This window comes from Peptoniphilaceae bacterium AMB_02 (assembly GCA_036321625.1).
Lineage (GTDB): Bacteria > Bacillota > Clostridia > Tissierellales > Peptoniphilaceae > Microaceticoccus > Microaceticoccus formicicus.
The window spans coordinates 140,443-153,859 of record CP143259.1 but is presented as its reverse complement, the minus strand read 5'-3'; the positions used below and the strand labels follow the sequence as shown (position 1 = coordinate 153,859).

The 13,417-nt window shown below is 36.0% G+C and carries 11 protein-coding genes; 4 read left to right on the top strand and 7 right to left on the bottom strand.

Annotation, left to right across the window (positions count from 1 at the left end; translation table 11 throughout):
* Positions 1-35: 35 nt before the first annotated feature.
* From VZL98_00675 to VZL98_00645, 7 genes are all read right to left on the bottom strand, one after another.
* Entirely contained in the window at positions 36-533 is a 498-nt protein-coding gene (locus VZL98_00675) for a hypothetical protein (GenBank protein WVH63500.1), read from the bottom strand.
* Between the two features lie 323 nt (positions 534-856).
* Positions 857-1,942, bottom strand: a complete 1,086-nt coding sequence (gene ugpC, locus VZL98_00670) for a sn-glycerol-3-phosphate ABC transporter ATP-binding protein UgpC (protein WVH63499.1) — start codon at positions 1,940-1,942, stop codon at positions 857-859.
* A 46-nt stretch (positions 1,943-1,988) separates the two neighbouring features.
* Complete coding sequence (locus VZL98_00665; protein WVH63498.1) at positions 1,989-2,876, bottom strand: ABC transporter permease subunit; 888 nt, start codon at positions 2,874-2,876, stop codon at positions 1,989-1,991.
* A 1-nt stretch (position 2,877) separates the two neighbouring features.
* Positions 2,878-4,911: an ABC transporter permease subunit gene (locus VZL98_00660; GenBank protein ID WVH63497.1), complete on the bottom strand. Its 2,034-nt coding sequence runs from the start codon at positions 4,909-4,911 to the stop codon at positions 2,878-2,880.
* A gap of 38 nt (positions 4,912-4,949) precedes the next feature.
* Entirely contained in the window at positions 4,950-5,324 is a 375-nt protein-coding gene (locus VZL98_00655) for a phospholipid carrier-dependent glycosyltransferase (GenBank protein WVH63496.1), read from the bottom strand.
* Positions 5,325-5,373: 49 nt separating this feature from the next.
* Complete coding sequence (locus VZL98_00650) at positions 5,374-6,696, bottom strand: sugar ABC transporter substrate-binding protein (GenBank protein ID WVH63495.1); 1,323 nt, start codon at positions 6,694-6,696, stop codon at positions 5,374-5,376.
* A 361-nt stretch (positions 6,697-7,057) separates the two neighbouring features.
* Positions 7,058-8,284, bottom strand: coding sequence for an IS256 family transposase (locus VZL98_00645; protein ID WVH63494.1), 1,227 nt, complete (start codon positions 8,282-8,284; stop codon positions 7,058-7,060).
* Positions 8,285-8,663: 379 nt separating this feature from the next.
* On the opposite strand from VZL98_00645, the gene tyrS reads away from it, so the two are divergent.
* From tyrS to VZL98_00625, 4 genes are all read left to right on the top strand, one after another.
* Complete coding sequence (gene tyrS / locus VZL98_00640) at positions 8,664-9,899, top strand: tyrosine--tRNA ligase (GenBank protein WVH63493.1); 1,236 nt, start codon at positions 8,664-8,666, stop codon at positions 9,897-9,899.
* An 862-nt stretch (positions 9,900-10,761) separates the two neighbouring features.
* Positions 10,762-12,159 (top strand): MATE family efflux transporter, encoded by a 1,398-nt coding sequence (locus tag VZL98_00635; GenBank protein ID WVH63492.1) that lies wholly within the window; start codon positions 10,762-10,764, stop codon positions 12,157-12,159.
* Positions 12,160-12,386: 227 nt separating this feature from the next.
* Entirely contained in the window at positions 12,387-12,959 is a 573-nt protein-coding gene (locus tag VZL98_00630; GenBank protein ID WVH63491.1) for a YhfC family glutamic-type intramembrane protease, read from the top strand.
* Positions 12,949-13,380 (top strand): DUF3887 domain-containing protein, encoded by a 432-nt coding sequence (locus tag VZL98_00625; GenBank protein WVH63490.1) that lies wholly within the window; start codon positions 12,949-12,951, stop codon positions 13,378-13,380. The genes VZL98_00630 and VZL98_00625 overlap by 11 nt, the downstream gene beginning before the upstream one ends.
* Positions 13,381-13,417: the final 37 nt, after the last annotated feature.

Sequence of the window (13,417 nt, the reverse complement as noted above, 5' to 3'; positions counted from 1 at the left end):
CTTTGTCCTCCGCTTGCATAGTCACCGGCTGCAGCTTAAACTTTCTTGGTAAAGAGATTCGGTACGCTTAAAGGTATGAAAGAAACTCCAATTGCCACCAAGTACATGAGAGGATTTAGTGCTATGATGGCAATAGATGAAAAGATAAAAAGCATTACTCTATTAAAAATAAGCCATTTACTGTATAGATTGTCCTGATAGATTTGGTCGATTTTAGTAGAAAAATTTGATATATCAAATCCTTCCCCTCTTTTATTATGTATCTCTTTTTTAAAGGCTAGGTCTTTAAACTCTGAGATTTTTTCTCCTATGTGCTTGAACACAAAATGCTTTTCAAAAATGGGAAATACTCCTTGAGCTATTAATAAGATGGTCATCATAAGTAGATTAAAATAGAATTCCGATCCATTTCTTTTTCCAAGTGCATTAAAAGTTTGAGCCATAAACCAACCAAATAATCCGGTGGATGCTGCTCCAAGAGTAATAAATATAGTAGCCCCTAAAACCGTTCCAAATTTACTTTTTCTTTCCAATACTTCACACCCTCTTTTATCATGTTATTTACTATACTATCTCAATTTCAATTCTTATTCAATGAGAAATTGTTATAAAATCGAAAATCAAACAATATTATAAGTTTTAGTCTAAAAAAGCCTAAGTTCTTTAGCAAATCTGTACTCACTTTTGAAAAGCCGTCCACCATAGATTTAAAATATGTACATTTCCCATTATAGATCATATAGAAATCTAAGCCATAATAAGTGGTTGTATTTAAAGATTCACATCTTCTCAATACAACCACTTATTATGATTATTTCGTTTAATGATTTTACTCATATCCATGAATCATCATCTATTAATTTATTCTCTCACCTGTTTCAGCATCAAAGAAATGTAATGCCTCAGTGTCAAATCCAAAGTTGTGAACTTCTCCAATAGGATACTCAAAGTATCCAGGCATTGAGACCACTATTTCTTGTCCATCATCCAGTTTAGTATATAGTAGTTTCTCTTTACCGAGCATTTCAACTACATCTATTACTGCAGAGAATCCGTTGACTTCATGTTTTTCACTTAAAAACCTCTCGCCTCTTATTCCGACTTTTACAGGTTTCCCTTCGAATTTCTGAAGTTCTTTTTTATCAGCTTCGGTCGGTACGATATGGATTAGCTCAGAGTCTGAGACGAAGTCTCCGCCTTTGATGCTGCCCTTTATAAAGTTCATGGTTGGTGATCCTATAAATGAAGCTACGAATTCATTTTCCGGATGATTGTAAAATTCTTCCGGTGTACCAACTTGTTGTATCTTCCCTTTATCAAGTAGTATTATCTTATCCGCCATTGTCATGGCTTCTGTTTGGTCATGGGTTACGTAAATAGATGTAGTTTCAAGGCTTTTATGGAGTCTTACAAGTTCGACTCTCATATGTTCTCTTAGTTTTGCATCTAAGTTCGATAGCGGTTCATCCATTAAAAATACTTTAGGTTTTCTAACCATTGCTCTACCAAGTGCAACCCTCTGCCTTTGTCCTCCGGATATATCCGACGGTCTAGAGTAGAGATAGTCAGTGATTTGTAGTATTTCGGCTGCTTCCTGTACTCTTTTATGAATTATGTCCTTACTTTCTTTTTTCATCTTTAGTGAAAAAGCCATATTGTCGTAGACCGTCATATGAGGATAGAGTGCGTAGGACTGAAATACCATTGCAATATCTCTGTCCTTAGGCTCGATATTATTCATTACTTTATCATCAAATAACAGTTCTCCTTCAGTTATAGAGTTAAGTCCTGCTATCATTCTTAGCAGTGTGGATTTACCACAACCGGAAGGTCCAAGTATCGTACAAAACTCTTTATCTTCTATGACAAGATTTATATTTCTAATGGTAAAGTTTTCTCTACCTTCATATTTTTTCCCTATATTATTAAGAGTTACTTTCATATACTCCTCCTTTTCGACATATACATGCTCCAATCTATTTTGATTTCTAACCCTTTACAGATCCGGATGCAAGGCCTGATACCAACTGTTTTCTAAGTGCAACAAACATGATAACTATAGGTATTGCAGTCAGTAGACCTCCTGCAGCATAAGCAGGTTGATTCATTTTACTGACATCGTTAATAAGCGTAAATAAGCCTGCAGTCAGCGTATATGATTCTACATTGGTCAATAGTACTTTTGGTAAAAGCAAGTCCATGAAAGGACCGATAAATGACCAAAGACCTATTATTGCCAGCATCGGACGTGCAATTGGCATGAGTATCAGTCTATATATTTGTAGATTTGAACACCCATCTATCTTTGCCGCATCATCAAGTTCGGTTGAAATCGAATCCAAGTATCCTTTTAGAATAAATGTATTGGCAGCAATACCTCCAGCTGAGTATATCAGCACCAATATCATCTGTCTTGTAAAGAAAGGAAATACAGATGAAATGATTGAGTGAAGAGTAAAATAAGCTGTAATCCCTGCAAATGCCGGTATTGTCTGTATCAATAGTATTGCAATTAGAGAAGCTTTTTTTCCTTTGAATCTAAACCTGGAATAAACATATCCTGTAAATGATACTATTATCAGCGTCAATATTGCCGTACTTAGTGAGATCAAAATGGTATTTTTTGTCCAGTTGAGGTAATTGGTTTCCGTAAATAGATACTCGAAGTGTTTAAATGAGAACTCATAATCAGAACCCATAACAATATTTCTTCCCTGTTTACCGTTAAATGCCGCAATTACCATCTGTGATAATGGCCATATGATAACTATGCTCCAAATTATTAAAATCAAATAACTTAAGGCTAAGTTTATCTTCCCAACAGTAGATAGAGGCGGCTTATCGGAGAGATACAAGTCTTTCTTTTTAGCTTTCATATTAGTCCTCCTTTAGTGCTGCACTATTCCTAAATCCTAGGAAGGCAATAACCATAAGTCCAAGTGATATCAGTATCGTAATAACAGCTCCCATTGCCTGGTATTGATTCTCCATAGTCAGCTTGTAGATATAAGATATCAGTATATCGGAAGAACCTGCCAAGTTTCCGTATTCACTCGGGTTAAAAGGACCGCCTTCGTTGAATAGATAGATTATTGAGAAGTTATTAAAGTTAAATGTGTATTGAGTTACAAGTAAGGGAGCTATTTGGAACAGTACGAGCGGTATTGTAATTTTTGTCGTCTGCTGTAATCCGGTAGCTCCATCTATCTCAGCAGCTTCATATAGATCATGTGGTATAGCTTGAAGTACTCCCGTCGTCAAAAGGAATATATATGAGCTTCCGAGCCATCCTTGAAGCAGTATCAAAAATACCCGAGTTGCAACTGTACTGTTTTTAATTACTATATTTAATCCGGTCACGCTCTTAATAAGTTCTGTAATCAGACCGTTTTGCGACACCATAATACTGAAGAACATTATAGTGATAAATGCAGGAACTGCCCATGGTAGTATAAATATTGATCTGAATAATCCCTTACCCTTGATTCTTTCGTTGTTGGCAATTATAGCTAGCACAAATCCAATAAAAATTGCCAGTGATGATGCACCTATGGTCCAGATAACAGTCCATAGTAGTATCTTCCAGAATATGGAGCCGGTTAATCCCTTTCCGGTTGCGATTGTCAAATAGTTTTCCAAACCAACCCATGGAAATTTAGACTGATGCTTCGGATCCATTCCGGTAAATGATAATAGTATTGCTGTAGCAATCGGCACCATTATAATGAAAACTATTAAAATTAATGCAGGGACATTTACAATTATCGGGAATCCGCCTCTTTGTAAGAAGTTCTTAGACTCAAACCAAGAATTGGATCTGATTCCAAGTATTTCCTTTTTATGAACCTTATAAGCATCTCTAAATGCAAGATAGAAGACGAGTAATGAAAATATTATTAGAGCTATAGCTATTATCCCTTCTATCATGTAGATGAGTGATTTATGTGTTCTAGCTGCTCCCTCTGCCAGCGTTGCAAGTCCAATTAATCCTTTCCCTTGATAGTTACCATATCCAAGTGCGTATGGAATTGTCACGAAAAAAGATAATATTCCCAATACAAAATAAAATATAGCCTTATAGTATTGTTTGTTAAATAATTGTCCCAAGCCGGGAATTGGTATTGCTAAAAAATATTTAAGAGACGAAGTCTCCTCTTTTTCAATCGGCACAGTCCTTCTAATCGCTGAAATATTATCATTTAAAACCTTTTCCAGGTTTTTGATGTCATTCTTAAGACTATATTCAAGGCTCTTGAGCCTTTCACTTAGACGATATTTATCCGATTCGAACTTCTTATTTTCTACCAAGTCTTTGGCTTTTCTTTTTATTATCTTTAATTCATTTTTATAGGCTTTTTGAGAGATTCTTTTCTGATCTTTTTTTTGCTTGATATCTTCAGATTGTGCATTGACATCTTTCTCTATCTCTATTGTATAAGCCTTAATCTCCTCTTCTGCCTTCTTTTCATCAGCTTCAGAGACTTTTGTTAATGCATCCTTCGTCTGCGCTATTTCCGATTCAATCTCTTCATACCTTTCGGTAATGTGATTGAGTCCTTCGGCCATCTTATCGTTGACAAGGTACTCGTATTTGAAATCATATTCATAATCGCTAATCGGTTTATAAAAATCTCTTTTTTTTGCTGCAATATTTTCTTTTATTTTTAAAGCTTCCAGTTTAGAACCAGAGGTCTTTTTATCCTCATTTTTCAGTCCGGCTAAAAACTCTGATTCACTCTTCTTATATTCGGTTAATTTAACTATATATGGGTGATTTTGACGGTTTTTTATAAATTCGTCTACCTTGTTTTTGTCACCCGCCTTTTCCAATTTTATCAATTCTATTAGGTATTGATTGAGTCTCTCGTACTCTCTACCTATATCATCATATAAAAATTCATTTCTGGACAAAGTATCACCTCCCGGGTACTTTATTTCCTCAGTCTCAATTAGTCTCTAATTATGATATAAATCAATCCCAAATATATAATAATATAGTAAATAATGGTCTTCGTCGTTATAAATCCACTAAAGATAATCCCTAAAAGGCTGATTATAACAATTACAGAACTGACTAATTTATACATCTTATCAACTTTCAGTTTTTTGGTAGTAATATATGAATATACACTTACGATTAATGCTCCACTGATAATGGTCATAAAGCGAAGCAATATATAAGATACTCCACGATCGAGTTCAGAAACTCCCGGCAAGGGTTCTAAAAGTCTTCGAGCCATCATCAGTGACTCCACAGATGCAAAAACAACCAGAATTGCAGTTTGTACCAAAATGGCTATCAGTTTCTTTTCAGATTTCTTCATTTTTACCTCTTTCCGGGTTCATAAAGAGGGCGTCTCCGCCCTCTTATATTTAGAAGTTTTGCATCATAGCATCGAAGGATGCTTTGATTTCTTTATATGCTGCTTCTGCATCTGCAGGTTTTACTGAGTTCCAAGAAAGAACTGCGTTTTTCCATGTATCCCAAACACTGCCCCACTCTGTAAACAGCGGTCTTGCAGGTGCTTTAGCATATGATTCAATAACTGCTGAAATTACAGCTTTGTCAGAGTCATTTAAATCCGATGATTTATAAACATCAACTTTAACATTCTCTAAAATCTTTCCTGTTGCTTTAAATAAATCTACAGCATGTTCAGGATTGACAATCTCCGCTATTACTGCTTCTGCTAATGCAAGTTTATCTTTATCTTCTTCTATTCTGGAGTTAATTCCTAGGCCCCATCCACTTTGCCAGTGAACAAGCGGTTTTCCTGCTAAGGTCAGATTATTTATAGGTTGTACTTCAAGATCCTTTCCATCATTTGTAAATCCGTTGATTGATCCTGTTTCCCAAGGTCCCCCAAGTCTAACTATACCTTTACCGCCGCTTGTAAATGTAGTGTCGATATAACCCCAACCTGCATCTTTATCAAATAGAGCGGAATTTGCATCATTGTTAGCTTTCCAGTAATCGTATAATGCTTTGATAGTCTCTTGCTTTTCAGCAGGTAATTCGCTCCATTCAATGGTCATATCACTGTTTAATTTATCTCCATCTTTTCCTAGAAGATCAATCTTGGAAGAGTTTGTTGCTGCAACTCCGAACCATGCATCAAATAGTGGAAGAAGTGCTTGATCGTAGCCAAGATCATTAACTTCCATAGGTTTAGAAATATCTACGCCTGCTGCTTCGGCATTTGCCTTGTTTATAAATAGAATAAGTGTCTCAATATTATACGGAAAAGCAAAGTACTCATCTTTTATCTTGAAGTTTCCACCTATTCCACTGTCAAAATCATCCCAACCGCCAATTGCTTCAGCGATTTTCTTAGAGTCAATTCCTGCCAATATATCATTTTGAACAAGACCATAAATCCTGTCGGCAGGAAGGGCAAATACATCCGCTACGTCTTTATTTGATGCATCTGTTTTATCAATTGTGTCAAGATGGTCAAATGATCCTACCTCGATAAGATTAATAACAGCATCCGGGTTCTTTTCCTTAACTCTTTCAACTACCTTTTCATAGTAACCCTTCCAATCAGCCTCGGTTTGTACGCTTATTTCGGCTTTAATGCCTTCAGCCAAACCTTTTCCTTCTCCTTTTGAATCGTCCTTTGGAGCTCCAGGTGTACATGCAGCCAGTACCATTATGAGCGCCATGAACAATGCTATAAATGATTTTCTCTTCATTGTTACCCCCTATATAATTTTATAGTAATAGTTAAACTATTAAAATATATATATCCAAATATGAACATTTTAAACTTATATATAGTCTAGGAGTCAAGTCCAAATTAGTGTGTAAATTGTTTTATCTTACCTTTTGATTAGCAGTTTCATTTTTTTGATTTGTTGTAGATTTGGAGCCTGAGGTATTACATCAGCCACCCGAAGGGCTTGGCCTTGTGGCAAGTACTTAAAAAATGGTACACTAAAAAAACGAAGGATAATTACACCATTTTGTTGTGAGTTTATCGCCTTCGGTGGTTAACACTTACCGTTTTTTAAGTTCTTGGTGCAAGGCTGGCGGTGCATTAGCTTAAACTCAGACTTATGCAACTACCTTTGTAGGTTCAACTTGTTGAAGCTCGGCTTGATCTTGTTTGGATTCATGGTATTCATGCATATCCAACCATATTCTCCCGCTACTCCATTTCTCATCTAAATCAATTAATATTGCCCCAATTAAACGGTTCATGGATTCATCGTTTGGGAATATTCGTATTACTCGTTCTCTACGACGAATCTCTTGATTTAGACGTTCAATGATATTTGATGTCCTTAATCTTTTTCGATACTTTATTGGAATATTTAATACTTGGGTTATGTCGTCAAAACCAGCATCTAGTAATTCCATAGCCTTTGGTGCAGTATTTGAGTATTCATCAAGGATATCATTTAATACTGTTCTGGCAACTTCTGTAGTTGGCGCATCATAAAGCTCTCTTAATCGATTTTTTATCTCAGGCTGTAGTCTAGTAGGACATACATCAAGTATGTTTCTACTAAAATGTGTTTGACACCTCTGCCATGAGCTGCCTTGAAACTCTTTAAGGATTGCAGATTTTAAGCCTTTATGTGAATCACTAACAACTATATCAACATTTGATAATCCTCTATCCTTTAATGATGAAAAGAAGTTTCTCCATCCTAGTTCAGTCTCACTATCACCACACATAAAACCAAGAATTTCACGGATACCGTCAGAGCGAACTCCTATTGCAATCATTAGAGCTTTGCTTCTAACTTTTCCTGCATCTCTTGATTTTAAATACATAGCATCAACTACGATAAAAGGATATTGTGACTCTAATGGTCTGTTTCGAAACTCATCAACTAAAGGATCCAAGTTTGAACAGAGGTTTGATATTGTTGATTTTGAAAATGATGTTCCACATAATTCTTCGGTGATTTTTGTTACTTTTCTTGTGGAGACACCCTGGATTACCATCTCCATCATAGCCAGTACAAAAGCTTGTTCATTTCGTTGATATCGATTGAATAAATCAGGAGAAAACTCACCACCCCTAACTCTTGGTACTAGCAATTCTAACGTTCCTACACGAGTTTTAATTTGTCTAACTCTAGAACCGTTCCTGTAACATGTACGTTCTTCAGTACGTTCATAAGGCTTAGCTCCGATTGCCTCAGTAACTTGAGCCTCTAAAACTTGGTTTAAAATTGATTCTAAGAGTTTTGCAATAGCATTTTCTTTAGCTGAAGCTGAAAATAAACCTTTAATTATTTCTGAATCTAGTGTAAAATATAGCCAGACCATCTCTTTTACCTCCTGGTTAGTTTTGTGGTGAAACTATTATACCAAAAGGTTGGGGATGGTTCATATTTTTTTGTAAAACTAATTTACACCATTATATAGACTTTATCTAGTCTAGGTGCTAAATTGAAGTATATTATCATAAATTAATTAAACTTTTACAAAACAGTACTTGACAACAGAATTTATTTTTAGTAAACTATAAGCAATTTAAAAGAAGCATTGACGGTATACAGTACCTGAAAGGGGAATTACAATACTTGAGCTTCAAGTCAGCAGTGACTTACCTGCAAGAGGCGTACGCGAAGAAAGGTGGTACCACGACAATTGTCGTCCTTTCAATCATGTAGGCTTTTTTATTTTTAAAAAATAGGAGGGCATTATGGAAAAAAGAAAAAATATAATAGACGAGTTGAAAGAACGCGGATATTTTGAACAAGCCACTTTTGAAGATGAACTAAGAGAACTTTTTGATAAAGAACAAGTAACTTTTTATATAGGATTTGATGCAACTGCAGACTCTTTGACAATAGGTCACTTTATTCAAATCATGGTAATGATGAGGATGCAGCAGCATGGACATAGGCCTATAGCATTATTAGGTGGAGGGACCACTCTAATTGGCGACCCATCAGGCCGAACTGACATGAGATCTATTATGACTAAAGAAACCATAGACCACAATGCACAGTGTTTCTACAATCAGTTCCAAAGATTTTTGGATTTCTCTGATGGTAAAGCTATAATGGTCAATAATGCTGACTGGTTATTAGACCTCAAGTTCCTACCCTTTATGCGTGAAATTGGAACTCATTTCAATGTCAATCATATGCTGACCCTTGAATCCTACAAGAATAGATTGAAAGACGGTCTAACATTTTTCGAATTTAGCTACATGCTCATGCAGTCATACGATTACTTAATTCTATACAGAAAATACGGATGTAAACTTCAAATGGGCGGTTCTGACCAATGGTCAAATATCCTTGGCGGATATGATTTGGTTAGAAAACTTGAAAATGACAAAGTTTATGCTATGACCTTTAAACTTCTTACTACAGCTGATGGACAAAAAATGGGTAAGTCAATGAAGGGTGCTGTTTGGCTAGATGAAAACAAAACACCTCCATACGAATTATTCCAGTACATTAGAAATGTAGATGACAGAGATGTTGAAAAATTCCTTATGATGCTTACCTTCTTACCAACTGAAGAATGTAAGAGACTCGGCGCTTTAGAAGGCGAGAAAATAAATGAGGCGAAAGAGATTTTAGCATATGAAGTTACTAAGATTATCCATGGTAAGGAGCATGCAGACACTGCACTTGCAACTTCAAAAGCACTGTTTGAATCAGGAGTATCCAGTGCAGATATGACCACTACCGAGATAGAATCTTCCGTATTTGAAGATGGAATAGGCATACTCGATTTACTAACTCAACTTGGTTTGACAAAGTCTAATGGTGAAGCCAGAAGACTTATTCAACAGGGTGGAATAGAACTCAATGGTGAAAAACTCGAAAACTTCGGCGAAGTAATAAAAGTTGATCATTTTGTAGGTGATGAACTGATTATTAAAAGAGGTAAGAAGATTTACCATAGAGTCGTTCCTAAATAGAATCATCCAAAACTATGACAGCTGCAAGTTTACTTGCAGCTGTTTTTCTATAGACAACCTTTATCGAGAATAGATTTTTGCAGTAAGGTAGCGACGTAATGATGTCGCTTTTTTATCGGCTCCATCTTTTGGCAGTCGAATTCTAGGTTATTTCCAATACCAATTTAATAATGTACATTTTCAATCGGACGTACTTTCATGTGACTAATGTAATTGCTGCCTAGGTTTTCTCTCCCTCCGAGTCGCTTAGGCGACCCACCTCCCTCGTCAGAGGGAGGCTATGTGATCTCCACACTTCATTTTTGCAATCGGATTCTTGCTAACCATTCTATGATTGAAGATGCTTTTGGCAGTATAATTCTAGACAATCACTTCATTCCTTTAATGGCTCCTTCTGACGAGGGAGCTGTCAACTTGGTTGACTGAGGGAGAGACATACAAAGAAGAATTTGAAAAATTCAACTTTTATATTTTGGACTCACGACCTATCCCACACAACCATCCAACTCCTCCGGTGAGCTGTCAGCTCCGCTGACTGAGGGAGAGATACACGAAGAATGATTGATATGAAAATAAAACGAGGTAACGGTAGGCTTGGGTTTTTCTCTCCCTCCGAGTTTGCTTCGCAAACCCACCTCCCTCGTCAGAGGGAGGCTCTCAAAGACTATCCCCTCACAACCGACAACTACTCAACTCATCGGGTGAGAGATATAAAAAGAGGAATTCGAAGAATTCTACTGCTATGTTTTAAACCTACTACAAACCATGCCATTTTTCTATTTAATGTGTTTATATGATATATAAAGTATAATTAGGGTATCAATAATAGTGAGGTAATATAAATATTAAATTGGGTGATAAAATGACGGATATAAACAAATCCAGATCTCAAATGCTCGGGGAGAAACCTATCCCCAAGTTATTAATTAACTTTTCTGTACCTGCAATTGTAGGTATGATGATCAATGCTCTTTATAATGTAGTCGACAGGATATTCTTAGGTGCAGGAGTCAGCCAACTTGCCATAGGTGGTGTATTTTTAAACTTTCCAATCTTGATGATAATAATGGGTTTCGGAATGTTAATTGGAATTGGCGGAAACTCACTGGCATCTATAAGATTTGGCCAGGGTAGAAAAGATGTAGCTGAAAAAATTCTGGGAAATGCTGTTACAATGCTGCTCTTCTCCGGGATAGTACTGACCATAATCTTCAGTATATACTTGGAAAGCTTATTGCGTTTCTTTGGTGCTTCAGATACCATACTTCCATATGCCAAAGATTATGGAAGAATAATCCTCTATGGAACGACTTTCCAAATGCTCGGATTTGGAATTAACAATTTTATACGTGGTGAAGGTAATCCAAGAATGGCTATGATTACCATGTTCATAGGTGCAATAACCAATATCGTACTGGACTATATCTTTATATTCCCATTAAATATGGGTGCAAAAGGAGCAGCTCTTGCAACTATAATTGGACAGTTCTTGTCGGCAGTTTGGGTTATAAATTATTTTCTTGGCAAAAAATCCCTGCTTAAACTAAAGCTTGAAACGCTGAAACCTGATTTTCAGTTGATTAAAGAGATTGTTTCGCTAGGAATAACACCTTTTTCAATGCAATTGGTCGCCAGCGGTATCAATATTATATTTAATAATCAACTACAAAAATTCGGTGGAGACCTTGCAACTTCGAGCATGAGTGTTATCTATAGTATTTCAACTCTAGCCTTTATGCCGGTTTTCGGTTTAAATCAAGGACTTCAGCCCATCATCGGCTTTAACTTCGGTGCCGGAAAAATGACTCGGGTGCAAAAAGCACTAAAAATCGGAATAATCGTTGCAGTCTTATACATGAGTTTAAACTGGATTATAACAATGACACTACCGCATGTGCTTGTAAAGATATTCATCAGTCGACCAGACGACTATGCAAAGATTAAGGATATGGTAATTCCCGGACTTAGGATTTTCAACATCTTCATCCCTATTGTAGGTTATCAGATAATAGCGTCCAATTATTTTCAAGCCATAGGTAAACCTAAAATAGGCTTTATTCTTACCATGTCAAGACAACTATTATTACTGCTTCCTGCTATTGTAATCCTACCGATGTTCTTTGGACTAACAGGCATTTGGATGTCAATGGCAGTTGCGGATGGTCTCTCTTCCTTAATTACTACATTTTTTGTACTGCAATCCGGAATCTTGACCAAGCCGCAATTCGATACAAATGAACTTAGTACCGAGTCAACTTAAAATCCATCATTGACATGATTTATGCATTAACTTTAAAAACTTCCTCTTTTTTGAAGGGAGTTTTTTTATATGCAAATGTAAAGATAAAATTTGAAGTATCCGGATGCCAATACTTGATTCGATTACTCTGGTAAATTCTAATTATCTCAGCATTTTCTATGCATTGAATGGTCAATTAGGGGTATAATAGTAAATAAATAGTCTATAATTAATAATGAGGTAATGTAATGAATATACTAAAATCATTTATTTTGGGAATGCTCAGTTTTCTTGTAAGCCAAATCCTCATCCGACTACCGGTTCTAAAACTCATCCAGCAATCGAGTAATTATAATGTTTATATCAGCTTTTATCCACTCCTTGTGATAGGTCTTTTAGCGATTACAGCCGGCATCTTTGAAGAGACTGGTAGGTTCCTATTTAGAAAGTGCTTTTTATCAAAACAAAGCTTAATTTCATATGCTATTATATTCGGTCTGGGTCATTCGTTAATGGAAATTATATACCTGTTCTACCCATATCTAGGTACGGGATTAATAAGCCCAATAGCATATCTTGAACGCTTATTTGCTACATTTATACATATTGGACTTTCCGTAATCGTGTGGGAGGGCTTTTTATTAAACAAGAAATACAAGTATTTATTAATAGCCATCATTGTACATGGTATCGTAGATTTCATTCCGTTTATATCCAGTATATTAATCGCAGAAACCATACTCGGCATCGAAGCAATACTATTAATACTGTATACAATAAGAACATATAAAAAATTTGGAGGCATGAAAAATGAAAACTAAAGCTATTTTGTACTTACTGCTCGTATTATTACTTATCACGGCTTGTTCCGGTAAGAAACCCGGAAAAGTCGAAGGAGATTCTACGAAGAGTTCTGACTTTGTATTTGAGGAAGAAAAGTCTATTGAACTAGCTGAAAGAGGAGTACTGCATATGATTAAAACCGAGTACGACGATTTTAGAAAAATATCTACTGATAAACTTACAGAAGCCTTAAGCGAGGAGGTTCTCAAGGAAGTAGAGACTAAAGTCCTAAATCCGTCCGGAGAATTCGAAGAACTGGTAAAGCATAAGTTCTCTGAAATTAAAGATAAAGATGGAAATAAATATGCTCAGGTATTGGTCCATGCAAAATACACTAAAGCCGATAGGGTTTTTACGGTTGTAATAGATAATGACTATAAAATCTCCGGTTTTTTTTAAATAGATTAAAATGCCCTCTCTCGAGTTGAGAAGAGGG

Coding starts and splice junctions, on each gene's coding strand:
- VZL98_00630 (WVH63491.1), top strand. CDS start 12,387: ATGAATATACTAAAATCATTTATTTTGGGAATGCTCAGTTTTCTTGTA.
- VZL98_00650 (WVH63495.1), bottom strand. CDS start 6,696: ATGAAGAGAAAATCATTTATAGCATTGTTCATGGCGCTCATAATGGTA.
- VZL98_00625 (WVH63490.1), top strand. CDS start 12,949: ATGAAAACTAAAGCTATTTTGTACTTACTGCTCGTATTATTACTTATC.
- VZL98_00665 (WVH63498.1), bottom strand. CDS start 2,876: ATGAAAGCTAAAAAGAAAGACTTGTATCTCTCCGATAAGCCGCCTCTA.
- VZL98_00635 (WVH63492.1), top strand. CDS start 10,762: ATGACGGATATAAACAAATCCAGATCTCAAATGCTCGGGGAGAAACCT.
- tyrS (WVH63493.1), top strand. CDS start 8,664: ATGGAAAAAAGAAAAAATATAATAGACGAGTTGAAAGAACGCGGATAT.
- ugpC (WVH63499.1), bottom strand. CDS start 1,942: ATGAAAGTAACTCTTAATAATATAGGGAAAAAATATGAAGGTAGAGAA.
- VZL98_00645 (WVH63494.1), bottom strand. CDS start 8,284: ATGGTCTGGCTATATTTTACACTAGATTCAGAAATAATTAAAGGTTTA.
- VZL98_00655 (WVH63496.1), bottom strand. CDS start 5,324: ATGAAGAAATCTGAAAAGAAACTGATAGCCATTTTGGTACAAACTGCA.